General features: G+C 71.2%; 22 protein-coding genes and 2 pseudogenes. 10 read left to right on the forward strand and 14 right to left on the reverse strand.

What is annotated here, in order from left to right:
- Positions 1 to 6: 6 nt before the first annotated feature.
- From VTA80_RS21770 to VTA80_RS21780, 3 genes are read right to left on the reverse strand one after another with little or no spacing between them, the layout of a single operon-like run.
- A complete protein-coding gene (locus VTA80_RS21770) occupies positions 7 to 1,020 on the reverse strand; it encodes a DUF1648 domain-containing protein (protein WP_407343151.1) in 1,014 nt (337 codons plus the stop codon).
- Positions 1,017 to 1,370, reverse strand: coding sequence for a GntR family transcriptional regulator (locus VTA80_RS21775; RefSeq protein ID WP_407343152.1), 354 nt, complete (start codon positions 1,368 to 1,370; stop codon positions 1,017 to 1,019). Before VTA80_RS21775 ends, VTA80_RS21770 begins: the two co-directional genes overlap by 4 nt.
- A gap of 40 nt (positions 1,371 to 1,410) precedes the next feature.
- The gene (locus VTA80_RS21780) at positions 1,411 to 1,779 is read right to left on the reverse strand and encodes a VOC family protein (protein WP_407343153.1); all 369 of its coding nucleotides are present in this window, start codon (positions 1,777 to 1,779) and stop codon (positions 1,411 to 1,413) included.
- A 141-nt stretch (positions 1,780 to 1,920) separates the two neighbouring features.
- Between VTA80_RS21780 and VTA80_RS21785 the strand changes: the two genes are divergently transcribed.
- Complete coding sequence (locus tag VTA80_RS21785; RefSeq protein ID WP_407343154.1) at positions 1,921 to 2,844, forward strand: hypothetical protein; 924 nt, start codon at positions 1,921 to 1,923, stop codon at positions 2,842 to 2,844.
- Positions 2,845 to 2,875: 31 nt separating this feature from the next.
- Here VTA80_RS21785 and trpS read toward each other — a convergent pair.
- Positions 2,876 to 4,058, reverse strand: a pseudogene (trpS, locus tag VTA80_RS21790) (tryptophan--tRNA ligase).
- Between trpS and VTA80_RS21795 the strand changes: the two are divergent.
- Positions 3,946 to 4,224: a hypothetical protein gene (locus VTA80_RS21795; protein WP_407345847.1), complete on the forward strand. Its 279-nt coding sequence runs from the start codon at positions 3,946 to 3,948 to the stop codon at positions 4,222 to 4,224. The pseudogene trpS and the gene VTA80_RS21795 sit on opposite strands and share 113 nt — an antisense overlap.
- 26 nt (positions 4,225 to 4,250) lie before the next feature.
- Here VTA80_RS21795 and VTA80_RS21800 read toward each other — a convergent pair whose 3' ends face one another.
- Positions 4,251 to 5,660 (reverse strand): DUF222 domain-containing protein, encoded by a 1,410-nt coding sequence (locus VTA80_RS21800; RefSeq protein ID WP_407343155.1) that lies wholly within the window; start codon positions 5,658 to 5,660, stop codon positions 4,251 to 4,253.
- Positions 5,661 to 6,423: 763 nt separating this feature from the next.
- Between VTA80_RS21800 and VTA80_RS21805 the strand changes: the two genes are divergently transcribed.
- Positions 6,424 to 7,569, forward strand: coding sequence for a sensor histidine kinase (locus VTA80_RS21805; protein ID WP_407343156.1), 1,146 nt, complete (start codon positions 6,424 to 6,426; stop codon positions 7,567 to 7,569).
- The gene (locus VTA80_RS21810; RefSeq protein ID WP_407343157.1) at positions 7,557 to 8,240 is read left to right on the forward strand and encodes a response regulator; all 684 of its coding nucleotides are present in this window, start codon (positions 7,557 to 7,559) and stop codon (positions 8,238 to 8,240) included. The genes VTA80_RS21805 and VTA80_RS21810 overlap by 13 nt, the downstream gene beginning before the upstream one ends.
- 51 nt (positions 8,241 to 8,291) lie before the next feature.
- On the opposite strand, the gene VTA80_RS21815 is transcribed toward VTA80_RS21810, so the two are convergent.
- Together VTA80_RS21815 and VTA80_RS21820 are read right to left on the reverse strand one after the other, a co-directional pair.
- A complete protein-coding gene (locus tag VTA80_RS21815; protein ID WP_407343158.1) occupies positions 8,292 to 9,434 on the reverse strand; it encodes an ATP-binding protein in 1,143 nt (380 codons plus the stop codon).
- Positions 9,431 to 10,157, reverse strand: a pseudogene (locus VTA80_RS21820) (response regulator transcription factor). The gene VTA80_RS21815 and the pseudogene VTA80_RS21820 overlap by 4 nt, the downstream one beginning before the upstream one ends.
- A gap of 225 nt (positions 10,158 to 10,382) precedes the next feature.
- Between VTA80_RS21820 and VTA80_RS21825 the strand changes: the two are divergent.
- Positions 10,383 to 12,668: a heavy metal translocating P-type ATPase gene (locus VTA80_RS21825; RefSeq protein ID WP_407343159.1), complete on the forward strand. Its 2,286-nt coding sequence runs from the start codon at positions 10,383 to 10,385 to the stop codon at positions 12,666 to 12,668.
- Positions 12,669 to 12,687: 19 nt separating this feature from the next.
- Positions 12,688 to 14,070 carry a sulfite exporter TauE/SafE family protein gene (locus tag VTA80_RS21830; protein ID WP_407343160.1) on the forward strand — a complete coding sequence of 461 codons (1,383 nt, stop codon included), beginning with the start codon at positions 12,688 to 12,690 and terminating at the stop codon, positions 14,068 to 14,070.
- Position 14,071: 1 nt separating this feature from the next.
- Here the strand turns inward: VTA80_RS21830 and arcC are convergent, their stop codons facing one another.
- From arcC to VTA80_RS21850, 4 genes are read right to left on the reverse strand one after another with little or no spacing between them, the layout of a single operon-like run.
- Complete coding sequence (gene arcC / locus VTA80_RS21835; RefSeq protein ID WP_407343161.1) at positions 14,072 to 15,004, reverse strand: carbamate kinase; 933 nt, start codon at positions 15,002 to 15,004, stop codon at positions 14,072 to 14,074.
- Positions 15,004 to 16,005, reverse strand: a complete 1,002-nt coding sequence (argF, locus tag VTA80_RS21840) for an ornithine carbamoyltransferase (protein ID WP_407343162.1) — start codon at positions 16,003 to 16,005, stop codon at positions 15,004 to 15,006. The genes arcC and argF overlap by 1 nt, the downstream gene beginning before the upstream one ends.
- Positions 16,002 to 17,231, reverse strand: a complete 1,230-nt coding sequence (locus VTA80_RS21845; RefSeq protein ID WP_407343163.1) for an arginine deiminase — start codon at positions 17,229 to 17,231, stop codon at positions 16,002 to 16,004. The genes argF and VTA80_RS21845 overlap by 4 nt, the downstream gene beginning before the upstream one ends.
- Before the next feature lie 29 nt (positions 17,232 to 17,260).
- On the reverse strand, positions 17,261 to 18,316 hold the full coding sequence (locus VTA80_RS21850; RefSeq protein WP_407343164.1) for an ornithine cyclodeaminase: 1,056 nt from the start codon (positions 18,314 to 18,316) through the stop codon (positions 17,261 to 17,263).
- A gap of 125 nt (positions 18,317 to 18,441) precedes the next feature.
- Here VTA80_RS21850 and VTA80_RS21855 point away from each other — a divergent pair, with 125 nt between their 5' ends.
- Positions 18,442 to 18,873, forward strand: coding sequence for an Lrp/AsnC family transcriptional regulator (locus VTA80_RS21855; protein ID WP_407343165.1), 432 nt, complete (start codon positions 18,442 to 18,444; stop codon positions 18,871 to 18,873).
- Positions 18,874 to 19,098: 225 nt separating this feature from the next.
- On the opposite strand, the gene VTA80_RS21860 is transcribed toward VTA80_RS21855, so the two are convergent.
- The 3 genes from VTA80_RS21860 to VTA80_RS21870 form a co-directional block, all read right to left on the reverse strand.
- A complete protein-coding gene (locus VTA80_RS21860) occupies positions 19,099 to 19,725 on the reverse strand; it encodes a histidine phosphatase family protein (RefSeq protein WP_407343166.1) in 627 nt (208 codons plus the stop codon).
- A 145-nt stretch (positions 19,726 to 19,870) separates the two neighbouring features.
- On the reverse strand, positions 19,871 to 20,113 hold the full coding sequence (locus tag VTA80_RS21865) for a hypothetical protein (protein WP_407343167.1): 243 nt from the start codon (positions 20,111 to 20,113) through the stop codon (positions 19,871 to 19,873).
- A 194-nt stretch (positions 20,114 to 20,307) separates the two neighbouring features.
- Complete coding sequence (locus tag VTA80_RS21870) at positions 20,308 to 21,021, reverse strand: hypothetical protein (protein ID WP_407343168.1); 714 nt, start codon at positions 21,019 to 21,021, stop codon at positions 20,308 to 20,310.
- Positions 21,022 to 21,195: 174 nt separating this feature from the next.
- Between VTA80_RS21870 and VTA80_RS21875 the strand changes: the two genes are divergently transcribed.
- The 3 genes from VTA80_RS21875 to VTA80_RS21885 all read left to right on the forward strand — a co-directional run bounded on the left by VTA80_RS21875 (position 21,196) and on the right by VTA80_RS21885 (position 24,990).
- The gene (locus tag VTA80_RS21875) at positions 21,196 to 22,428 is read left to right on the forward strand and encodes a sensor histidine kinase (protein ID WP_407343169.1); all 1,233 of its coding nucleotides are present in this window, start codon (positions 21,196 to 21,198) and stop codon (positions 22,426 to 22,428) included.
- Positions 22,407 to 23,156, forward strand: a complete 750-nt coding sequence (locus VTA80_RS21880) for a response regulator (protein WP_407343170.1) — start codon at positions 22,407 to 22,409, stop codon at positions 23,154 to 23,156. The genes VTA80_RS21875 and VTA80_RS21880 overlap by 22 nt, the downstream gene beginning before the upstream one ends.
- 145 nt (positions 23,157 to 23,301) lie before the next feature.
- A complete protein-coding gene (locus VTA80_RS21885; RefSeq protein WP_407343171.1) occupies positions 23,302 to 24,990 on the forward strand; it encodes a SulP family inorganic anion transporter in 1,689 nt (562 codons plus the stop codon).
- Positions 24,991 to 25,049 lie beyond the last annotated feature (59 nt).

Below are 25,049 nucleotides of genomic sequence, written 5' to 3' on the forward strand. Positions count from 1 at the left end.
GCGGGGTCAGTCCGTCCGGCGGGCTCGCGCGGCCAGGGTGTTCAGGAGGGCGGCGCCGGTCTCGGCGTCGTCCACCGTCACGACGAAGGTGCGCCCACCGGTGCGCGCGACCTGCAGCGCGGGACCGGACCGGAGCACGACGCCGGTCCGACCGGCAGCTCCGGTCCGGATCCCCCAGCCGCCGAACTCGGCGACGGGCCGGACCGAGACCACCTCGGCCTCGAGCACCTCCGCCAGGGGCACGTGGATCCGGGGGCGACCGGTGAGCGGGCGAACCGTCAGTCCGGTTCGGTCCACGGTGACCGTCCATCGGGCGAGCAGGACGAACACCAGAGAGAACACGAGCCCGAGGATCGCGAAGACCTCCCACTGGCGGCTGATCACGATCATCGCCGCCATGGCCAGCGCGAGGACCACCAGGAACCAGCGCGCGCCGCCCACGGTGGCGTCGCGAATCCAGACCGCCTGCCCGGACGCGGCGAGCGGCATCCGGGGTGCATCGGCAGGGATCGGGTCCGTGGCGGCCTCGGCCGGGTCGGCGGGCATCAACCAGGCGGCCAGGCCGCCGGCGAGACACGCGATGAGGATCGAAGCGACGAGGACCGCGCCGACGGGGTCGGCTTGGGCGGCATCGGCGAGCCCGCGCTGCGGCCCGAGCGAGCCGACAAACACGCCGGCCATGAATACGCCGAACCAGACGGCGACTCCCCCGGCCAGTCGCCGCGTGAGGGCATTGCGTCCGGAGAAGAAGCCCACGGCCCACATGAACCCTGACATCGCCAGCGTGATCCCGACCATCGCTGCGAGGTGGCTGCCCAGGTCGCCGTACCCGTTCACGCCGTCGGACCCCCAGTGGACGGCGATCGGATCGGGCAGGACGTCGCGCCACGACAGTGCGACGGCGATCGCCACGAGCAGGACCACGACGGGGAAACCGAGCGTGACCAGGGTGGTGGTGGCGCGATGCGGAACGAGCGGGCGGGACGTGCGGGACGACGTCGGCCGGGTGGAGGCGGTCATCGCAGTGCCTCCTTGATGAGGGCGGTAGTGGTCACGGGCGCCAGACCGAGCCGGCGCGAGACCGACACGAGGTGGTCGATCGCCTCCCGCAGGGGCAGGTAGTCCTGCTCGGCGCGGGCGGTGACGACCGCGCCGCGCCCGCGGCGCAGCTCGAGGAGACCCTCGTCGCGCAGGTCTTGATACGCCCGCAGCACGGTGTGCAGGTTGACGGTCAGCGAGGCGGCGAGCTCGCGTGCGGACGGCAGCCTCGTACCCGCGGTCAGCTCGCCGCGCGCGACCGCGGACCGCACCTGCACCGCAAGCTGCTCGAACAGCGGCTCGGGCGCGGAAGCATCGATGGTGAAGAGCACATGATGATCATAGTTGTTTGATGACAACTAGAACAAGGACCTACGCCCAGTCGGCGGCCAGGCAGGCGCAGAAGGGATGCCCGGCCGGGTCGAGGAACACGCGGTACTGGTCGGGGTTCGGCTGGTGGTCGGCGAGCCGGGCGCCGGCGGTCACGAGCTCGGCCTCCGCACCGTCGAGCGACGCCACCCGCAGATCGAGATGGACCTGCTTGGGCACGGTGTCCTGCGGCCAGGTCGGGGGCCGATAGTTCGCGACCCGGCTGGAGGTGACCGCGATGCCCACGAGCCGGAGCACCGCGAAGTCCAGGCTCAGCACCGCCACCTCGCCGCCGAGCACCCGCTGGTAGAAGGTCATCAATGCCTCGGGGTCGGCGGAGTCGAGACTGACTTCAGCAAGGGACGCGATCACGCGATGACGCTACGCCCACCGCGCGCGGTACCTCCCCGAGCGCTGGGCTCCCCGATCGTGTCAGGACGTTCGACTCAGCCCAGGATCGGGCGCCCCTCCTAGCCTGTGAACGGGAACTGAAGAGCGAATGGGGGTGTGCGGATGTCGAACAGCATCGGGCAGTCGAGGCACGAGATGCACCCACCGGCAGACGCGGCTGAGCGCCCGCGGACCGGTACACCGCTGCCCCTGACCTCCGCGATCGTCCTGGGCTGCCTCGTCGTGGCAGCGACCACCTACGGGCTCCTGTCCGACGACGCGTACCGCCTGGTCACAGACCTGACCCGGTCAACCTGGCGCGCGCAGGACGCCGTAACTCTTGCGTGCGTGCCGGTCCTGATCTGGGCCGCAGTCCGCGCGCGGTCGGGCTCTTTCCCCGCGCACGTGCTCTCGGTGGGGCTCTTCACGTGGTTCACCTACTGCTACGCGCACCAGGCGGTCGGGGTGCCGTTCAACGCGATGTTCCTCGTCTACGTGGCGATCCTCGCGTTGGCCGGGTTCGCCACCATCGACGGGATCGTGCGCGTCGATGTGGTGTCCACCGCGCCCGCCTTCACGCGCGCCCCCAGCCGGGCGGCCGCGTGGTTCCTGGCGATCGCCGGCGTGGGGATCGCCGGCTTGTGGCTCAGCGACATCGTGCCCGCGCTCCCCGACGGGCTCCCCGTCAACATCCACCTGGCCGAGCTGCCGAACCCGACCTGGGTGTTCGACCTTGCCTGGCTGATCCCCTGGGCGCTCGCCGCGGCGTGGATGCTCCACCGTCGCCACCCCGCTGCGCCGGTCGTCTCCGGCGTCGTGCTGGTGATGCTGCTCATCCTGTCCGTCGCGATGCTCACGGTGACGCCGATGGCGCTGGCGGACGGGCTCGGTGATGACCCGACCGTCCGCCCCCAGCTCGTCGCCTTCACGGTCATCTTTGCGCTTCTCGGCGGCATCGAGGCGTCGCTGCTGGTCGCGGCCCGACGACGGATCGGCGCCACCCCGGCCACGTGGCTCCGGCCCGGCTGGTGGCCGCAGGGCCAATAGCGACCGGTGCCGACGACGCCGGTGAAACCGCCTAGTACGCCATGTCCATGACCCGCCGGACGTCGTCGAGCGTGATGTTCGCAATCTCGTTCGCACGCGCATTGCCGCGGGCCAGCACCGTGCGCAGGTATGCGGGGTCGGTCGCCAGCTCGAGCCGGCGGCGACGCAGTGGACCGAAGTACTCGTTCACCGCCTCGGTCACGAGAGCCTTGAGCGCGCCCGCTCCGCGGTCGCCGATCGAAGCAGCGAGGTCGACGGGGTCGGTGCCGGTGCACAGCGCCGCGGTCAGCAGCAGGCTCGCGACCTCCGGCCGTCCCTCGGGGTCGTAGGTGATCGTCCGACCCGTGTCGGTCTTGGCCCGGCGGATCAACGCGGCGGTCTCGTCGGGGGTGCAGCGCAGCTCGATGGCGTTGCCCCGGGACTTGCTCATCTTGGTGCCGTCGGTGCCGAGGAGCACCGGCGCGTCGGTGAGCAGCGCGTCGGGCTCGCTGAACACCACCGCGCCGCCCGCGTACCGCTCGTTGAAGCGCCGAGCGATCAACCGGGTGGTCTCCACGTGCGGCAGCTGGTCGCGGCCGACCGGGACGAGGTTGCCGTGGCAGAACAGGATGTCAGCGGCCTGGTGGACCGGGTAGGTCAGGAGCAGGCCGCTCATGGAGCGTTCCCCGGTGGCTTCGGCCTCGGCCTTCACCGTCGGGTTGCGCCGCAGCTCAGCGGCGGTGACAAGGCTGAGGAACGGCAGCATCAGCTGGTTCAGGGCCGGCACTGCGCTGTGGGTGAAGACGGTCGCGGTCTCGGGGTCGATCCCGGCGGCGAGGTAGTCGAGCAGCAGCTCGCGAACGTTGCCCGACAGGTGCCCGACGCTGTCCCGGTCGGTGATCACCTGGTAGTCGGCGATGACCACGAAGACCTCGACCCCGGCACGCTGCAGTCGGACCCCGGTTGGCCAGGGTGCCGAAGTAGTGGCCCAGGTGCAAGGCACCCGTGGGTCGGTCCCCCGTCAGGACCCGAAAACGCTCCGGGTGCTCCGCGATCTGGGCGTCGAGCTGCGTGCTTCGCGCGGCAGACACCGCGAACGAGTCAGCGCCGACCGTGGGTGCGATGGCCGCGCTAGCGGTGGACTCGCCAGCTGTGGAACTGCTGGGGGCCGAAGCGCTGGAGGCCGAAGTGCTGGTGGCCGAAGTGCTGGTGGCCGAAGTGCTGGTGCTGATCATGGTGCTCCCTGGGGTTCAAGGGGAGCCGCCCTCGTCGTCGCCACGTGCGGCGTGCAGACGCCGCGTCGAGCCACCCGAAGGCAGCCCGAGACAAGTACAGGTCACGGCCGCCGCAAGGACGGCCACCACCCGGTGCGCGAAGGACGAGACACGCTCTGCAGCGTAGCCCCCGACAGCCTCCCCCAACGCGGCTCAGCGGCGGATCACGACGCCGTGGCGGTCGGTGAATTGCCACCCGTGAGGTGTCCAGGTGATCTCGATGCCGTGGTCGTGGGTGTGGTCGTGGTGGTGCCAGCACAACAACACCCCCGTGGTCGCATCGGTGTCACCGTGGTCACGGAACCACTGGATGGAGTGGTGGCATTCACACATGCGCGGCGGCGCGGTGCAACCGGGGTATTGACAGTGTTTGTCGCGGGCGATGATCGCCCGACGCAATTGGCCGGTGAACGTGCGTTTGGACCGGCCGATATTGATGAGCTGCGAATCGGGGCTGAACATGAACCGACTGATCTCCGCATCACACAACAGCCTGTCCAGCACGACACGCGGGACCAGCTGCCCGTCCTCGAACACCGCCGGACGCAGCACCTGCGGGACCAGCGGCGACCCGTGGGTCCGTGCAGGGTCGAGCACACCGGCGTTGAGCACCGCGGGGTCGAGCAGACCTTGGTCGAGCAGCCCGGGGTCGAGCAGTCCGCCGGGTGCGGGTGGCGGGAACAGCAGGGCCGGGTCCACCCGGTCGCAGTCGGTCGGGCGCAGGGACGGGTCGAGCAGGTGGGTCACCCCCGCGCGGGTGGTCATCGCGATCAGGGTCGGGTAGTCCACCAGCACACTGATGTGCGGGCGCACCGACGCGTGCTTGCCGGTCAGGCCCTGGTCCAACGTCAACCGGGCCAGGTCCGACAGGGCACCCGCGCGACGCTGCGACGCGGTGCGGTCATCCCCGGCCGCCGGCACACCCTGCACGGCCTGCAAGGCGACCAGCAGCCCCTGGCCGTGCTCAGTGGTCAGGAACCCGGACAGGTGGCACCCGCCGATGGTGGCGGAGACGTCGAAGAACTCCCGCTCGGTGGCGCCGGTGTACCCGCGCTCGTCCGCTTCCGGGTCCGCCGCGGCCGCCCAGCGGCGGGCGAGCATGCGCAGCGTGTCGGCGCTGACCTGCGCGGCCTGGTTCAGCAGGAACCGTTCCCCCACCGGCGCGTCCGGGTCCGCCAACACCTGACGGCGCAGGTCGCTGGTCGCGGCGGCCGTGGTCAGGATCTCGGCCTGCTCCACACTGACCCGCCCCTCACCGCCGGTGACGACCGCCGCGGCGGTCAACGGCAGCTCGTCGCGCAACGCGTGGGCCAGGCGCGTCATCCGCTTGGCCTTCGCGTAGGTCAGGTGCGCGCGGCGGGCCAGCCACGTCGGGAACGTGCGCGCCCCGTTGACGTTCCACGGCACGTCGGACTCCACCACGGGCAGCACACGGGTGGCGATGGCCTGCATCCGGTCCGACAGCTCAAACACCCTGTCGAACAGCTCCAACGCACCCGCCCCGTCCAGGTCCCGCGGAGACACCTCCGCCAGTGCGTCGACCTGCGCCTCGATCACCGCCACCCGCTCCGCCAACGACACCCGTGACGCAGGCGCGGCCGGCGAAAGCGTGGGCGGCTGCGACGGACCTTCGCCAAGCGGAGAGGTGGGCGCGGGCGTCGACTGCTGCGGGGATGGCGGCGTGGACGCAGGCGGACCGGCAGCAGGCTGCACGGGCGTGGGCGGCTGCGACGACGCGCGCTCGTCCTCTTCAAAGGTCATCTCACACCCCCACATCGCTGCGTGTCACGAATACCCCTGCTGCCTCAGAACCGGTGAACCGCCACCATTTCCGATGCAACCCACACTAACCGGAGCCACTGACATTCCCGGCGACGTCGTCGGGCAGGGGGTGTGGACAAAGAACAATGCACCGCATTCTGTGGATAAGCATTCGCGAAAGCCGCCTGGGGGCGGCTCAATTCTCACGACCTCAACCAACCGATCGCGCGATGAACAGCATGTGAGCACCCCTCACATCGACCGTGACCGGACCACGGCGTGCACCCGCGAACCCGGGCCCGGACTACGACTTTGGTAGCAGCCAGCCCGCGACCTGCGCACGATCCTGGGTCGAATTCCCCACACCTACGCTGGGCCCGTGCCCACCAACTCGACCGACCAGCGGCGACCGACCCCACCACCACCGACGTCACCACCACCGACCTCACCCACCCCGCCCACCGCTGTCCCCGTCGCGCGATCCAGTCCCACATCCCCCGTCAGCTCCACCGGGCGACGGGACGCGACGCCCCGACACAGACGGGCCTGGGGGACGGCGTGGCGCATGCTCGCAGCGGCCCTCGTCGGCCTCCTGGCGTTCGGCGCCGTCCTGCCCGACGATCCCGCCCTCTACAGCGGCCTCCACCTGCTCGACTTCTTCCTCGGAATCGTCGCGATCAGCCTGCTGCCGTTCCGACGATCCGCACCGGTGGCTATCGCCGGGGTCGTCACTGCGTGCACCGCGTTCTCGGCCCTCGCGACCGGGGCCGTCCTGATCGCCGTGATCTCGCTCGCGACCCGGCGACGATGGCGCGAGATCGTCGCGGTCGCACCGGTGTGGCTCGTCGCGCTGGTCGTCAACAACCGCATCGCTGCGCCCGCCGATCAGGTGACGTGGCCGGTGGCCGTCATCCTCGGATCCGTCCTGTACGGCGCGCTGGTCCTGGTGGGCCTGTACCTCGGCGGCCGACGCGAGCTCCTCGCGACGCTGCGCGACCGAGCGCGGACCTCCGAGCGCGAGCAGGCCGCCAGGGTGGTCCAGGCCCGCATCACGGAGCGCGCGCAGATCGCACGCGAGATGCACGACGTCGTCGCGCACCGCATCTCCCTGGTCGCCCTGCACGCCGGCGCGCTGGCCTACCGCGACGACCTCACCCGCGAGGAGACCGCAGCCACCGCCGAGATCATCCGCGACAACGCCCACCTCGCCCTGGCGGAGCTGCGCGACGTGCTCGGCGTCCTGCGCGACACCGGCACCCTCGATGATGCCGGCGCCGGACCGGACCGACCGCAGCCCACTCTCGCCGCCCTCGACGAGCTCCTCCAGGAGACCGTCGCCGCGGGTACGCCCGTGACGTGCGCGGTCGCGCCCGAGGTCGCCGTCGGCCTCCCCCACCTTCCGGACCAGGCCGGGCGCAACGCCTTCCGGATCCTGCAGGAGTCGCTCACCAATGCCCGCAAGCACGCGCCGGGCCTGGACGTGACGATCGAGATCTCGGGTGGACCCGGGGGTGTGCTGACGTTGGTCGTGAGCAACCCCATGCCCGACGTCGGGCCCGGTCGTGGCACCGCCGTGGAGCACCCACCCGGGTCTGGCCTCGGCCTGATCGGGCTCGTCGAGCGGGCTCGCCTCGCCGGCGGTGTGCTCACCCATGGGGTCGGCCCGTCCGGGCGGTTCACCGTGAGAGCCTGGCTCCCGTGGCCGACCTGACGTCCGTACCCCTGCGCGTCGTCATCGTCGACGACGAGGCGCTCGTCCGGGCGGGGCTGAGGATGATCCTCGGCGGGGACCCGACCATCGAGGTCGTCGGCGAGGCGGCCGACGGCGATCAGGCCGTCGCCCTCATCGCGCGCACCCGGCCCGACGTCGTCCTCATGGACATCCGCATGCCCCGGTGCGACGGTCTGGCGGCCACCGAGCGCGCCCGAGCTGCCGACCCCGACCTGAAGATCATCGTGCTCACGACGTTCGACACGGACGACCTGGTCATGACGGCACTTCGGCTCGGTGCGATCGGGTTTCTCCTCAAGGACACGCCGCCGGCGCAGCTCGTGGAGGCCGTGCGGCTCGCCGCCGTCGGCCGCTCGACGCTGTCGCCGTCGGTCACCGACCAGCTCATCGCGGCCGTCGCCCGCCAGCCGGCCCCGCGCCAGCACTCGGCCGCGCACGACCGGCTCGATCGGCTGACCGAGCGCGAGAGCGAGGTTGCGCGCGCGGTCGGTCGCGGGCTGTCCAACGCCGAGATCGCCGCAGCCCTCTACATGAGCGTGCCCACGGTCAAAACCCACGTCGGCCACCTCTTCGACAAGCTCGAGGTCCGCAACCGGGTCGAGGTCGCGCTGTGCCTGCACGACGCCGACCTCGAGCGTCCGTCGAACTGAGCCCGCCACCGTCAGACCCCTGGCGCAGGACGCCACCACGCGGGCGACTGCCTACGTCTGTCCTGCCGCCGCGGGGACCACGGGAAGGGCGACGGTGAACACCGCGCCGCGCCCCGACCCTTCGCTCCCGGCGGTGACGGTTCCGCCGTGCGCCTCGGAGATCGCCTTCGCGATCGCCAGCCCCACCCCCGAACCCCCATGGGCGCGATCACGAGCGGTGTCGACCCGGTAGAACCGGTCGAACACGTGGGGCAGGTGCTCGGCAGGGATGCCCTGCCCGTCGTCGGCAACTACGACCCGGAGCACGCCACCGACGCGATCGACGGTGAGCTGGACGTGCCCGCCGGCGGGTGTGTGGCGCCCGGCGTTGTCCACGAGGTTGGTGAAGACCTGCGCGATCCGGTCCGCGTCCGCATCCACGCACACGCTCGACGCGACGGGCGAGACCCGCACCTCGAGGTCCACGCCGCTCGCCACGAACCGCGCCGCCGCCTGGGCAGCCACCTCGCGGACGAGGTCGGCAAGGACGACGGGGCTGCGTCGCATCGTCAGGCGGCCCTCCTCGACGGTGGTGACCAGGGCGATGTCCTCGCTGAGCCGAGCGAGCCGAGCGACCTGGTCGCTGAGCATCGCCAGCGTCTGGGCATCGGCCCGCTCGACCCCCTCGGCGATCGCCTCCAGGTAGGCGGCCAGGGTGGTGACCGGGGTGCGCATCTCGTGGGCCAGGTCGCCGAGCATCTGCGTTCGGCTCAGCTCGATCTGGCCGAGGTCCGCGGCCATCGTGTTGAACGCGCCGGCGAGCTCGTCGAACTCGGTACCCATCCCCACGGCAGGGACCCGGGCGGTGTAGTCCCCACCGGCCACCCGCCCGGCCGCGCGGGTCACCGGGGCCAGGGATCGCGTGATGCGCTGGGTCACCACGACGCTCGCCAGCACCGAGGCGAGCAGTGCCGCCGCCAGCGCGAGCGCGAGCGACAGTGCGGAGGCGGTCCGGAAAGCCTCCTCCGCATGCAGGGCGACATTCGCGCTCGAGCCGCTCGCCCGGGCCATGTGCTCGTTGAAGATGGCCGGCCCGATCCCCACCGCCACGACCCACGCCGTCGCACCGCCGACAACCACCACGACCACCATCGCCACCAGCAGCCGGGCCCCCAGATCCCGGCGCCCCGCGATCCCTGGCCATGCTCGGCTCACTCGCCGGGCCCCATCCGATAGCCCACGCCGCGCACGGTGCGGATGTACACCGGGCTCCCGGGATCGTCGCCGAGCTTGCGGCGCACGTGCCCGATGTGGACGTCGACCAGATGCTCGTCGCCGACCCACGCGGGTCCCCAGACCGCCTCGATGAGCTGCGCCCGGGTGAAGGCGGTCCGCGGGTGGGCCGCGAGCGCCGCCAAGACGTCGAACTCGGTCCGGGTGAGCTCCACCGGCGTCCCACGCACACTGACCTCACGGCCCGCGAGCTCGAGCGACAGCCCACCGAACACGACGGGAGCGCCGACGTCCGGGCCGGTGCCCTCGAGCCGAGGCCGACGCAGCATCGCCCGCACCCGGGCGACCAGCTCGCGCGGGCTGAACGGCTTGGTGAGGTAGTCGTCCGCCCCGACCGAGAGCCCCACGAGCTTGTCGATCTCCTCCACGGGCGGTGAGCATGATGATGTAGCAGTCCGAGAACGTGCGCACCGCGCGACACACCTCGACGCCGTCCGCCCCGGGCAGTCCGAGGTCGAGCACGATCACGGCGGGGTCCCACGCCCGGGCCCGGGCGATCGCCTCCCGACCGTCCCCCACCGTCTCGACGTCGAGCCCGTCCCGGCTCAGGTAGGCGGCGACCAGCCGGACCAGCGGCGCCTCGTCGTCCACCACGAGCACGCGCGGCCGGGTGACGGTCGCGGGCGCTCCGGCGGGACTGGTCATGGGCCCATCCTGCCCGCTGATCACGGGGTGATCGCCGAACGATGAAGAAACCCTGAAGATCCGTCGCGAAACCGCGCTCAGGGCCGATCGGCGACCCACATGCACCTACCGTCGAAGAAGCCTCAAGCGCAGCGGCATGCGATCGCCCTCCTGCTCGCTCGTTGCTGCCTCACCGACCCTGGAGCCCCCCATGTCCAGGACGACCTACGACGTGACCGGACCGCCATGACCAGCACGGACCTGACCCGCGAGGCCCCCAGCACGGTCGTCGAGCTGACGATCGGCGGGATGACCTGCGCCTCGTGCGCGGCCCGGATCGAGAAGAAGCTCAACAAGATCGACGGCGTCGCCGCGAGCGTGAACTACGCGATGGAGTCCGCGAAGGTCACCTACGCCGGGCACCTCACCGTCGACGACCTCGTGCGGGCCGTCGAGGACGCCGGGTACACCGCGACGCCGCCGGCCCCGCCCGCCGACCTCGACGTGCCGACCGATGAGCGCCCCACGGACGACCCGGTGGACGCGCTGCGTCGACGGCTGATCGTCTCCGCCGTGCTGACGGCGCCCGTGCTGGTCCTCGCCATGGTGCCGGTGGCCCAGTTCGACAACTGGCAGTGGCTCTCGCTCACCCTGGCCGCGCCGGTGGCCATGTGGGGTGCGCTCCCGTTCCACACCGCGGCGTGGAAGAACCTGCGCCACGGCGCCGCGACCATGGACACCCTGATCTCGATGGGCGTGGCTGCGTCGTTCGGCTGGTCCCTGTGGGCGCTGTTCGTCGGCTCGGCGGGCATGCCCGGCATGCGGATGGGCTTCACCTTCTTCTCCGCCCCGGGCGCGGGCAGCGAGCAGATCTACCTCGAGATCGCCTCCGCCCTGACCGTGTTCATCCTGCTCGGGCGGTACTTCGAGGCGCACGCCAAGCGCCGCTCCGGGGCTGCCCTGCACGCCCTGCTCGCGCTGGGTGCCAAGGACGTCGGCGTCCTCGCCGCCACGGCCGACGGCGACGTCGAGTCACGGATCGCCGTCGCGCAGCTCACCGTCGGGATGCGCTTCGTCGTGCGGCCCGGGGAGAAGATCGCCACCGACGGCGTCGTCGTGGAGGGCACCTCCGCGATCGACGCCGCCCTCCTCACCGGCGAGTCCGTCCCGGTCGAGGTCGGCCCCGGCGATCCGGTGACCGGAGCGACCGTGAACGCCGGTGGGCGGCTCGTGGTGCGAGCCACCCGGGTCGGCGCCGACACCCAGCTCGCCCAGATCGCCCGCCTCGTCGTGGACGCCCAGTCCGGCAAGGCCGCCGTCCAGCGCCTGGCGGACCGCGTCTCGGGCATCTTCGTGCCGACCGTGATCGCCCTGTCGGTGGCAACCCTCGTGTTCTGGCTCGCGTACTCGGGCGATCCGACCACTGCCTTCACCGCTGCCGTCGCCGTCTTGATCGTCGCGTGCCCATGCGCCCTCGGACTGGCGACCCCGACCGCGCTCCTGGTCGGGACCGGGCGCGGGGCGCAGCTCGGCGTCCTCATCAAGGGCCCCGAGGTCCTCGAGTCCACCCGCCGGGTCGACACGATCGTGCTCGACAAGACCGGGACCGTCACCACCGGTCGCATGTCGCTCGTCGACGTCGTGGTGGCCGACGGCGACTCGCGGGACGCGGCGCTGACGCGCGCCGCCACCCTCGAGAACGCCTCCGAGCACCCCATCGCCGCCGCGATCGCCGCGGGCGCGACCGACCGCGGCCTGCACCTCGGATCGGTGGACCGGTTCGAGAACGTGCCCGGCCGGGGTGTGCAGGGCGTGATCGACGGGCAGCTGGTGCTCGCCGGCCGCGCCGCCTGGCTCACCGAGCGCAACCTTCCGCTGGCGCCCCAGCTGACCGCAGCCCTGGACGACGCCGAGGGTGCGGGCCGGACCGCCGTCGTCGTCGGGTGGGACGGAGCCGCGCGCGCTGTCCTGGTCGTGGCTGACACGATCAAGGCGACCTCCGTCGAAGCCATCGGTCAGCTGCGCAGCCTGGGCCTGACCCCGATCCTGCTCACCGGCGACAACGCCCGGGCAGCCCACGCGGTGGGAGCCCAGCTCGGCATCACCGACGTCATCGCCGAGGTGCTGCCCGAGCAGAAGGTCGCGGTCATCCTGCGACTGCAGGGTGAGGGTCGCGTCGTGGCGATGGTGGGGGACGGCGTGAACGACGCCGCCGCCCTCGCCCAGGCCGACCTCGGCCTGTCCATGGGCACCGGTACGGACGCCGCGATCGAGGCCTCCGACCTCACCCTGGTGCGCGGTGACCTGAGGGTCGCGGCCGACGCGATCCGCCTGGCCCGGCGCACCCTGGCGACGATCAAGGGCAATCTCTTCTGGGCCTTCGCGTACAACGTCGCGGCCATCCCGCTCGCCGCCTCCGGCCACCTCAACCCCCTGCTCGCCGGGGCGGCGATGGCGTTCTCGTCCGTGTTCGTCGTGAGCAACTCGCTCCGGCTGCGTCGCTTCACCGCCTGGTCCCACCCCACCCCCTAGCCCGCCGTGAAGGGATCCCGTGCCCACCATCGACCTCCCCGTCAAGGGCATGACCTGTCGCGCCTGCGAGGTGCGGATCACCAAGTCCCTCGTGTCCGTCCCCGGGGTCGAGAAGGCCAAGGTCTCAGCGAGCCGAGGCATCGCGCGCGTGCAGACCACCGGGCGCGTGCCCCGCTCCCGGCTGACGGCGGCGATCGAGGATGTCGGCTATGAGGTCGGCCAGGACGAGCGGGCCTGGGCGAACCCAGACCTCAACGTGTGGCGGGACGCGATCCTCGCCGTGTCAGCCCTGCTGCTCGGGTGGCTCGCGCTCCGGTCCAGCGGGCTGACCGGTTTCACTGACCAGGTCGGCGGACTGGCGGCCTCCGGCGGCCTGCTCGTCATCGTGCTCCTCGGGCTCGCCGCCGGCCTGTCCACCTGCATGGCCATGGTCGGCGGCCTCGTCCTCGCGATCTCCGCGCGCCACGCCGAGCAGCAGCGGACCGCGACCACGTTCGGCCGCCTGCGCCCGCACCTGGTGTTCAACGCGGGCCGCGTGGTCGGGTTCGGCCTCCTGGGTGCGCTCATCGGCGCCCTGGGCTCGGCGTTCACGCTCAGCGGTCGGCTCCTGGCCATCGTGATGATCGCCGTCTCGCTGATCATGGCCGCCGTCGGCCTCCAGCTCACCCAGCTGTCCCCTCGCCTGTCCCGGGGATCCACCCTCACCCTGCCCGGCCGGCTGTCCGCCGCTCTCGGCCTGGACCGGAACCGCGCCGGGTACAGCGACCCCGCCACCGCCCTGCTCGGCGCGGGCACGTTCTTCCTGCCCTGCGGCTTCACGCAGGCCGTCACCCTGTACGCGTTGTCGACGGGCAGCCCGCTGCGCGCCGGGGCGATCATGAGCGTGTTCGCGCTGGGCACGGTGCCCGGCCTGCTCAGCGTCGGCGGCCTGACCGCTGTCGTCCGCGGCGGCTTCGCGACCGGGTTCTTCCGCTTCGCGGGCGTCGCCGTCCTCGCCTTCGCGGCCGTGAACATCTCGGGCGCGCTGAACGTGCTCGCCCCTGACCTGCTCACGGGCGCGACCGCCGCCGCGGGGTCCAGCACGACCGTGTCCGAGAACGTCACCCTCGACGGCGCGGTGCAGGTCCTGCACACGACCCAGGGTGCGGGTGGGTACGAGCCCGCGGCGGCCACCGTGTATGCCGGACGCGAGGTGCGCTGGGAGATCGACTCCATCGCCCTGAGCTGCGCGACCTCGCTGTACGCGCCCGAGCTCGGGCTCGCCCCCGTGACGCTGGTGGACGGCATCAACGTCCTGAGCTTCACCCCCACGGAAGTCGGAACGCTGAAGTACTCGTGCGCCATGGGCATGTACCGGGGCTACATCGACGTCATCGCCGAGCCCGCCTCCCCGCACGCCTAGGTCAGCGGTACGTGATGCCGTCGGCCGTCATGGTCACCCGGGTGCCGGCGGACCCCGCCAGGAGGGCGGGCAGATCGTCGAGCGAGCCGATGAAGGTGTCCTGCCCCGTGCCGCGGGCGAACTCGATGGCAGCCTCGACCTTGGGCCCCATCGAGCCGGCGGGAAACGCGAAGCTCGCAAGGGTGTCCGGGTGCACGAGCGCGATCTCCCGCTGGTCCGGTGTCCCCCAGCCGGTGTAGACCGCGTCGGCGTCGGTCGCGATCACGAGCGCATCGGCACGCAGGTCCCGGGCCAGCACAGCGCTGGCGCGGTCCTTGTCGATGACGGCCTCGACCCCGACGAGCGTGCGGGTGCCGGGCAGGTACATGGTCGGGATCCCGCCACCGCCGGCGCAGATGACGACGGTGCCCGCCGCCACGAGCGCCTCGATCGTGCGCAGCTCGAAGATCCGCTGCGGCAGGGGCGACGGCACGACGCGACGCCAGTGGTCGCCGTCGGGCTTCACGCTCCAGCCGCGCAGTGCGGCCAGGGCACCAGCCTCGGCGGCGCCGTAGACGGGGCCGACGAACTTCGTCGGGTCGGCGAAGGCGGGGTCGGCCGGATCCACCTCGATCATGGTGAGGATCGTCGCGAGCGAGCGGTCGAACGGCAGCCGGTTGCCGAGCTCCTGCTCGATCATGTAGCCGATCATTCCTTCGGTCTGGGCACCCAGGACGTCGAAGGGGTAGTGCGAGGCGTCGTCGTACGCCGCGGCCTGCAGAGCGAGCAGGCCGACCTGCGGGCCGTTGCCGTGCGTGATCACGAGCTGGTGCTCGAGGGCGATGGGCGCCAGCGCGGCACAGGCCCGCGCGACGTTCGTGCGCTGGTTCTCGACCGTCATCGGATCGCCCCGCAGCATCAGGGCATTGCCCCCGAGTGCGATCACCAGCCGCATCAGGAACCCAGGGTGGCGACCATGACGGCCTTGATCGTGTGCATCCGGTTCTCGGCCTGCTCGAAGACGATGGACGCGTCCGACTCGAACACCTCGTCCGTGACCTCGAGCGCCTCGAGACCCGTCCGCTGGAACAGCTCCTCGCCGATGCGGGTGTTGCGGTCGTGGTACGCGGGCAGGCAGTGCATGAACTTGACGTCCGGGTTGCCCGTCTTGGCCAGCACGTCCGAGGTGACCTGGTAGGGCAGCAGGGCGGCGATGCGCTCGTCCCAGGTCTCCTTCGGCTCACCCATGGAGACCCAGACGTCGGTGTACACGAAGTCGACCCCCGCGACGCCGACGGCGACGTCCTCGGTGTGGGTCAGCCGCGCGCCCGTGCGCTCGGCGATGGCCCGGGCCTCGGCGATCACCGCGCTGTCGTTCCACAGCGCACGCGGGGCCACGATCCGCACGTCCATGCCCATGAGCGCACCGGCGACGAGCAGGGAGTTGCCGACGTTGTTGTGGGCGTCGCCCAGGTAGGCGAAGGCGATCTCGGCGTCGGGCTTGCTCGAGTGCTCCCGCATCGTGAGCATGTCGCACAGTGTCTGGGTGGGGTGCCACTCGTCGGTCAGCCCGTTCCATACCGGCACGCCCGACCACGCCGCCAGCTCCTCGACGTTGGCCTGCGCCGAGCCGCGGTACTCGATCGCGTCGAACATCCCGCCCAGCACCCGCGCGGTGTCCTTCACGGACTCCTTGTGGCCCATCTGGGACCCGGCCGGATCGAGATACGTCACGTGCGCGCCCTGATCGTGGGCGGCCACCTCGAACGCACAGCGGGTCCGGGTGGAGGTCTTCTCGAAGATGAGCGCGACGTTCTTCCCGGTGAGCCTCGCTCGCTCGGTGCCCGCGTACTTCGCGGCCTTGAGGTCCGCGGCCAGTCCGAGCAGGAACAGCCACTCCTTCGGGCTGAAGTCGGTCTCCTTGAGAAAGCTCCGGTTGCGCAGGTTGAAGCTCATCGAGTGACCGCATCTCTTTCGATCGGACAGGACATGCACCGCGGTCCGCCCCGACCGCGCCCGAGCTCGGACCCGACGACGGGCACGACCTCGATGCCCTCGTCGGTCAGGAACTGGTTCGCGATCGTGTTGCGCTCGTACCCCAGGACGACGCCCGGGGAGACCGCGAGGAAATTGTTGCCGTCGTCCCACTGCTCGCGCTGCGCGCCGGCCCGGTCGATGGGCGTCCGCAGCACGCGGACCTTCTCCACGCCCAGACACTCCGCCACCGCGGCGAACAGGTCGGAGTTCTCGACGATGGTGTAGTCGCCGTCGGCCCCCCGCGGGGTGAGCGTGAACGACCGCAGCGCCTCGGGCAGGTAGGGGTACACCGAGAACGTGTCGCGGTCGACCATCGTCATCGCGGTGTCGAGATGCATGAAGGCGCGCGCGTGCGGCAGCTCGACGACGATCGCCTGCCGGACGTGACCACCCGCGAAGAGCTTGCGGGTCAGCGTCTCGACCCCCTGTGGCGAGGTGCGCTCGCCCATGCCGACCATGATCACGCCGTCGCCGATCACCAGCACGTCCCCGCCCTCGACGGTGGCGGGCTCATGGGTGAGCGCGTCGTTGCCGTAGACGATGTCCAGCCCCTCGGAGGCGAACATGGGGTGGAAGTTGTACACGAGCTGCGAGTTGATCGTCTCGCGCGTGCGCGCCGCCTTCGCCATCGGGTTGATGCTCAGGGCGTTGTAGATCCACGCCGAGTTGTCACGCTGGTACAGGTGGTTGGGCAGGGGCCGCATCAGGAAGTCGTCGAGCGCGAGGGACTCCAGCAGCAGGCTGGGGGTGCGGATGAACGGCATGACGTCCCGCTTGAGCACGCCCCCCACCAGCAGCGAGGACAGGGTCTCGGCCGGCGTCTGCCCCACGAGCCGCTCCAGGGGCCGTTCCAGACCGGGTCCGAACCGGGACGCCGTCGTCAGGCGTTCCGTGAGGAACTTCCGGGCCCCGGGCGCGTCGAGCGCGGTGGTGAGCAGGTCGTGGAAGTAGTGGACCGTCACATCCCGCTCGCGCAGCTGGCGCACGAACGCGTCGTGCTCCTCGCGCGCCCGGTCGGCCCACATCACGTCGTCGAACAGGAGCTCGTTGACGTTGTCCGGCGTCAGCCGGGTCAGCTCCAGCCCGGGTCGATGGACGATGACCTGGCGCAGCGCACCGACCTCGGAGTCGACGTGGAAGCTCATGGTGTTCCTTCTTCGAGTTTGCGGTCGTGTCACCGAACCACGCCGGTGATGCCCGCGGTCGCAGGTACCGCGGCGTGGCTGACGAGGCCGAACAGGTTCTTGGGATCGGCCGGCTCGGCGATCAGGTCGACCTCCTCGTAGTACTCGGTCCCCTCGACGGCATCACGCAGGTAGCGCAGGGCCGAGAAGTCCTCGATCGCGAAGCCTACGGAGTCGAAGATCGTGATCTGCTCGTCAGACGTCCGACCCGCCGCCCGGCCCGTGAGGACCTGCCAGATCTCGGTGACGGGGAAGTCGGCCGCGACCTGCTGGATCTCACCCTCGATGCGGGTCTGCTCCGGAAACTCCACGAAGACGTCACCCCGGACGAGCAGCTCCGCGTCGAGCTCGGTCTTGCCGGGGCAGTCCCCGCCGATCGCGTTGATGTGGACGCCGGGGCCGACCATGGCACTGGAGAGCACGGTGGCATTCGTCTTGTCGGCGGTGCACGTCGTGATGATGTCGGCGCCACTGACCGCGTCCTGCGCGCTCGTCGCGACGACGATGTCGAAGCCCAGCGGGGCGATGTTGCGGACGAACTTGGCCATCGCGGCGGCGTCCGTGTCCCAGATCCGCAGCCGATCGATGCCCAGGGCGGCCCGGAACCCGAGCGCCTGGAACTCCGACTGGGTCCCCGTCCCGATCAGTGCCATCGTGCGGGAGTCCGGGCGGGCGAGCGCCTTGGCCACCATGGCGGAGGTGGCGGCGGTGCGCAGCGCCGTCAGGATGGTCATCTCCGACCAGAACGTCGGATAGCCGTTGTCCACGTCGGCGAGCACCCCGAAGGCGGTCACCGTCTGGAACCCGTTGCCCGGGTTGGACGGGTGGCCGTTCACGTACTTGAACCCGAAGGTCTCGCCGTCGCTCGTGGGCATCAGCTCGATCACGCCGAGCGGCGAGTGGCTGGCCACCCGCGGCGACTTGTCGAACACCGGCCAGCGCCGGAAGTCGTGCTCCAGGTACTCGATCATCCCGGAGATGACGGTCTCGACACCTCGCTCGGCGGCCCACCGCGTGATGTTCCTGACGTTCACAAAGCGCACCATGAGCGACTCCTTCTGTTGTCCGGGACAACTTTAGGTAAAGTCAATGTGCAAGCACAATTGCCAGAAGGAGCCAATCTGACTAGCGCAATGCGCAGGATGTTCAGCGCCGCTATACACTATGTGCCATGTTGCCTCTCGATGACCTCGATCACCGCCTGATCGCAGCACTGCGCGCGGATGGGCGGACGCCGGTCACGGCCCTCGCGCGGCAGCTCGGCGTGAGCCGGGCCACGGTGAACAGCCGACTGAAGCGGCTCCTCGACTCGGGCACGATCCTTGGCTTCTCGGTCCGGGTCCACGAGAAGCAGGACCGCGACTCGATCCGGGCGATCGCGCTCATCGAGGTCGAGGGACGCTCCACGAACAAGGCCATCCGATCGCTGCGGGGGCTGCCCGAGGTGCGCGCGCTGCACACGACGAACGGTGGTTGGGATCTCGTGGCCGAGCTCCACACGGACACGCTGAGCAGCTTCGACCGGCTGCTCGGTCAGATCCGCTCCATCGACGGCGTCGTCAACAGCGAGACGAGCGTGCTGCTGAGCTCCGCGATGGACTGAAGGCCCCTCGACTGCTCAGGGATCGACGTCGTCGTGGGTGACCACGCGCGCAAGCTCCACCCCGGTGGCGCTGGTGCGCAGCTGGTGCAGCTCACGGGAGTCCAGGTCGGCCGCCAGCCCGGTGACGACCTCAGGTGCGCGGCAAGCGCTGCCGCTGCCCGCGGGCGACTCGATGCGGACGAAGTCCGCACGCGCACGCGGAGCCCGGCTCTTGATCAGGGCACCTCAGCCCACTGCCACGGCGTCCTCGGCCAGTCGACCCGGATCGACACCGATCGAGGCCACCCGGCGGGCACCGCGTGACGGCACCTGCACGGTGGAGATGCTCGCGTTCGGCAGCGGCCGCATGGGGCGTGCGTCGTCGATCATCGTGAGGTAGGCCCGCAAGGTCAGACCATGGCTCACGACCAGGACGTGACCGCTCGGGTGCGCGGCCTCGATGCGGGCGAACGCGGCGCCGACCCGGGCCAGGAAGCCTGACCCGCTTTCGCCGCCGGGCAGTCCGGGAAAGGTCCCGCGAAGCACGCCGTCGAACAGCGGCTCGGGGTCGTACTGGGCGTACAGCTCGGATTCCAGCCGGGCCTCGAAGTCGCCGAAACCGAACTCGCGCAGGTCGGGGTCGATGATCACGCGGGCGGCGGGGTGGTGCGCGACGAGCTCGCGTGCGGTGGCCTGGGCGCGGCCGGACGGGCTCACGTACACGGCGGCGATCGGCTGCGGGGCCAGGTGAGCCGCGGCGGCGCGCACGCCCGCGAGCCCGCCGGGGGTCAGCGGTGAGTCACACCAGCCCTGCAGTCGACTGGCCGCGTTGTACTCGGTCTGGCCGTGCCGCACGAGCGAGAGTGTGAGCACCACGGAGGCCTTTCGGTCGACATCGACGGTACGAGTCGACCGCCACCGAGAACCTACGTGGCAACGGTGTCCGCCGGGCGTCTTTGAGGTGCACCGCCGTCGTCGATCCCGTGGACGTCAGGCAACCGCAGACCTCCGGGGACGACTACGCCGAAGCGACCGCGGTGAGCAGCGCACCGAGGAGCGCAGCGACGGACAGCCCGAGAACGGTCCACACCACGATGCTCCCGCCGACGTACGCAGCGAAGACGGACTTGGCACCAGCGCCACCCTCCCAGCGGGGGGCGGGAGTCTCGCGCACCCACAGGCGAGCATCTCGCAGGGCCTCCAGCGGGCTGCGCCCGGACGCGGTGCTCGGGGACAGGCTGGTCATCGTGGCGGCGGTCATCGGGCGCTCCTGGGTGGGGATCGTCGTACGTGGCGGCCGGGGTCTCCGGCACAACAACGGTCGCCCATCTTCTGGCGGTCTGTGTAGGTGTTTGGACCTAGGTTCCGAGGCCGTACGTCGACCGCCCGCGTCTGTCCGTGGCGACGTCGGACGTCGCCACGGGCAGGGTGCGCGCGGCCTCGTCGCGCGAGGTCTCAGCTCCCGTCCGAGCCCCTCGCCGGCAGGCGGAGCAACCTCCACCCGACCACGAGGTGGAAGACGACGAGCACGAGGATCCCGACGACGCCGACCGGCGACCCGGGCACGGCCACGAGCACCACGGCCGCGGCCGCCCCCGCCACCCCGAGCCCGACGACGCCCCGGCCGAGGCGGGTGCCGAACGCCGGCGTCCGGACCATCGCCACGCCGAGAAGCAGGACCGCGAGGGGCGCGATGACGAGTCCGACGACGAGCAGCGAGTTGATCACGCTCTGACTCGCCTGCCATGCCACCACGAGGTCGGCGCGCTCCGCCGGAGTCGTCCCGGCGGCGTGGTAGAGGTCGGAGATCGTGGAGGTCACGACGTGCGGGAGCGCTCCGGCGGCCAGCACCACCATGCTCACGATCCCCAGGACGGCCCCGTAGAGCGCGGACGCGGGACTCGTCGCGCGCAGGGCTCGGTACAGGCCGGCGAAGCTCACGGCCCAGGCGACGAGCGCCACCAGGTAGAGACCGTTCTCGACGGTCCGCGCCACCTGGACGTCGGGGTACGCCGCCACCTCGGCCTCCGGCCCGGCGAACGTGCCGACGAACACGGCGACGATGGCGAACACGACGAGGATGACGACGCTGCCCAGGACACCGGCGAGTCCGCCCCCGCGCAGCACAGTGCGGTCCTCCTGCTTCGGAAGCAGATCGTTGACCATCATGATGGGACTCCTTGTTCTTGAGAGGGTCTGCTTGATTCCGAGCCTCGTCGGCCACCCCGGCCGCCACGACCGCCGAAAGTCGACGATCCGTCGACCGAAGGGGTCGCTCTCCCTGGCGAACCATCAACTTTGGTCGCTATCGACGGCCACGAGCGCGGGCGTACGGTCGATTGCATGGTCAGCGCATCGATCCAGGACACCCTGGCTGCGCCGCTTCCGGCGCCACCGCCGTCGTCGTCGGACCCCGGACGACGTGCCCGCGACCGGGCTGTCGACGTCGGCCTCGTCCTGCTGGCCATGGGCGTGGGTCTGGCGGGGATCGCCCGCGAGACGCAGCGCCCGGGCGGTGTGACGGGGGTCCCGCTGCTGGTCGACCTGGCCGTGGGGGCGGTGGCCTGCCTCGCGTTGCTCGTGCGCCGTCGCCGGCCGATCGAGCTCGCGGCCGCGCTCAGCATCGTTGCCGCGTTCTGCGTGACGGCCGGGGGCGCGGCGATCATCGCGCTGTTCACGGTGGCCGAGTACCGCCGGTGGCGGGACGTGAGCGCCCTCTGGGCGTTGTACGTGGTCGGCGTCGCCACGTTCTACCTGCTGCGACCCGAGCCGAGCCTGCCCTTCGCCGCGGTCGTGGCCCTCTGTCTGGTCGTGACCGCGGCCGTGGTGGCGTGGGGGATGTACCTGCGCGCCCGTCGCGAGCTGGTCGCGTCGCTGCGCGATCGTGCCGAACGGGCCGAGACCGAGCTGCAGCTGCGGGTCGAGCAGGCCCGCCAGGCAGAACGCGCGCGGATGGCCCGCGAGATGCATGACGTCCTGGCACACCGGATCTCCCTGCTGAGCATGCTGGCCGGGGCGCTGGAGTTCCGCCCGGACGCCGGTCCGGACGAGATCGCCCGCGCCACCGGCGTCATCCGCGAGAACGCGCACCTGGCGTTGCAGGACCTCCGCGAGGTGATCGGGGTGCTGCGTGACGGCGCGGACCCCGGCGGCGTGCGACCGCAGCCGACGCTCGCCGACCTCGCGACGCTGGTCGACGAGGCGCGGGCCGCCGGCGTGCAGGTGCGCACCGACCTCCGCCTCGACCTGACCGAGGTGCCCGTGGGAACCGGGCGCAACGCCTACCGGATCGTCCAGGAGGGACTGACCAACGCGTGCAAGCACGCCGCGGGAGCGCCCGTCGACCTGGTCGTGCACGGCGGTCCCGGCGCGGGTCTGACGGTGGAGCTGCGCAACGGGCCCGGCCTCGGCTCGACGTCGGGCACGCGGCCGGACGACCGAGGCCGGATCCCCGGCGCGGGCGTCGGGCTGATCGGACTGTCCGAGCGCGCGGCCCTCGCGGGCGGCCACCTCGAGCACGGGCTCACCGACGCCGGCGAGTTCCGGCTGCGCGCGTGGTTGCCGTGGCAGGCCTGATGCCCGACGACGGGGCCCCGGCACCGACGATCGACGTCGGGCAGGGTCCCGACCCCGGTACCCGACTGGTGCGGGTGCTCGTGGCGGACGACGACGCCCTCGTGCGCTCGGCGCTGTCGATGGTGCTCGATGCCGCCGCCGGCGTCGAGCTCGTGGGCGAGGTGGCTGACGGCGACGAGGTGCCCGCCGCCGTGGCGGCGCACTCCCCCGACGTCGTGCTGATGGACATCAGGATGCCGCGGGTCGACGGGTTGACGGCCACCGAGCTCCTCCGTCACCGGCCCGGGGCGCCCGAGGTGATCGTGCTGACGACGTTCGACGTGGACGACTACGTGCTCCGCGCGTTGCGCGCCGGCGCCGCCGGCTTCCTGCTCAAGGACACCAGGCCGGCCGACATCGTGGCCGCCGTGCACAAGGTGATGGACGGCGAGGCGATGCTGTCCCCCACGATCACCCGGCGGCTGATCGATCTCGTGACTGCTGACCAGGCGCCGCCGTCGCCGACGCCGGGCCGCCGCAGCACGGAGCTCCTCGCCCGCCTCACGGAACGTGAACGGGAGGTCGCGGTCGCCGTCGGGCGCGGGCTCTCGAACGCCGAGATCGGCACCGAGGTGTACCTGAGCGTCGCCACCGTCAAGACGTACGTCTCCCGGGTGCTGACCAAGCTCGAGGTGACGAATCGCGTCCAGGTCGCCCTGCTGGTCCACGACGCCGGCGCCCTCGCCTAGCCGACCGGCCCCGTGGGCGACGCGGCACACACTGGGCCAACCGACACGCGGGGAGTGGCCTCGGCCAGTCCTGCAGGCCGGGTTCCCGGACGATAGCGTTCGGGGATTCGCGAGGACCACGCTCGATCACGCGGGGGGTGAGGCGATGGCACGCCGGTTCCCCGTGAGACGCGGCACCCTGCGCCACGACGCCGTTGCTGGCCTCGTCCTGGGCGTTCAGAGCGTCCCGGACGGTCTGGCCACCGGTCTGCTGGCCGGCGTCAACCCCCTGTACGGGCTGAACGCCTACCTGGTCGGCACCATCACGGGGGCTCTGGTCACCAGTTCGTCCTTCATGGCGATCCAGGGCACCGGCGCCATGGCGATGGTGGTCGCCGACGTCCCGGCCGTGCACGAAGGGAGCGACCCGGCGCGGGCGTTGTTCACCCTGTCGATGCTGACCGGGGTCGTCATGCTGATCGCCGGGCTGCTGCATCTGGGGTCGGTCCTGCGATTCGTGTCGCACGCCGTCATGGTGGGGTTCATCAACGCGGTCGGCGTGAACATCATCCTGGGGCAGCTGGCCAACCTGACCGGATATGACGCGCAGGGCCCGAACCGGGTCGTGCGCGCCGTCGACACCCTCCTGCACCCCGGCCTGCTCCAGCCGGCGACGGTCGCGGTAGGGGTCCTCACGATCGTCCTGATCATCGCGCTGGAGCGCACCAGGCTCGGCCCGCTGGGCCTCGTGCTCGCCGTGGTGGTCACCTCGGGTCTCGTCGCCGCTGCGGGATGGACGGACGTGGCGACCTTGAACGACCTCGGCGTGGTTCCCGAGTCCCTTCCGCTCCCCGTCGCCCCGATGCTCTCCCTGGTCCCCTCGCTGCTGGTCCCAGCGCTGTCGCTCGCCTTCGTCGGACTGGTGCAGGGGGCGAGCATCTCGGCGAACTTCCCCAACCCTGACGGGTCGTACTCGAACGTGTCCCGCGACTTCGTCGGGCAGGGCGCGGCGAACGTGGCCGCCGGGGTCTTGCAGGGGATGCCCGTGGGCGGGTCCTTGTCGGCGTCGTCGCTGAACAAGGCCGCCGGCGCACGGTCACGCCAGGCCCTCGTGATCGCCGGGCTCGTGATGGCCGTGGTGATCGTCGCCTTCGGGACGCTGGTCGGGTACGTGGCGATGCCTGCCCTCGCAGGTCTGCTGATGCTGATCGGCTACCGCACCATCAAGCCGCCGGACCTGCAATCGGTCTGGAAGGCCGGGACCGTGCAGAAGGCCGTGCTCTCGGTGACGTTCGCGCTCACCATGGTCGTCCCGTTGCAGTACGCCGTTCTGGTCGGAGTCGGGGTGTCGGTGATCCTGCACGTGGTGCGCCAGTCGAACCAGATCACCCTCAGGCGACGACAGCTCGACCCCGAGGGCCACCTGATCGAGTCGGATCCCCCGGTCGAGCTCCCCGGCGGGGAGGTCGTCGTCCTGCAGCCGTACGGGAGCCTGTTCTTCGCCGCGGCACCTGTCTTCGAGGCCGGCCTGCCCGCGGTCACGGCCGCGTCGCGCAACTCCGTGGTGATCGTGCGACTACGGGGCCGCAGCGACCTCGGGACCACGTTCATGGACGTGCTCCGGCGATATGCCCTGTCCCTCGCGGAGGTGGGCAGCAAGCTCGTTCTGGTGTCCACGAACGAGACGATCGAGGCGCAGATCGCCGTCGCCGGAATCACCGACGTGATCGGCGAGGGAAACGTCTACCGGGGCACCGAGCGGGTGAGGGCGGCATCCGATCGTGCCCTCGGCGACGCACTGGCCTGGGTCGAGGCTCACCGCAGGACCGATGAGACCGATCAGCAGCAGGGCTGAGGCCGACCCAGCACACGTCGCCGCGCGCGAAGCGAGACGCGCCCTTAGGCTGCCCTGAC

Origin of the sequence: Pengzhenrongella phosphoraccumulans, assembly GCF_045689905.1 — a bacterium.
Taxonomy (GTDB): domain Bacteria; phylum Actinomycetota; class Actinomycetes; order Actinomycetales; family Cellulomonadaceae; genus Pengzhenrongella; species Pengzhenrongella phosphoraccumulans.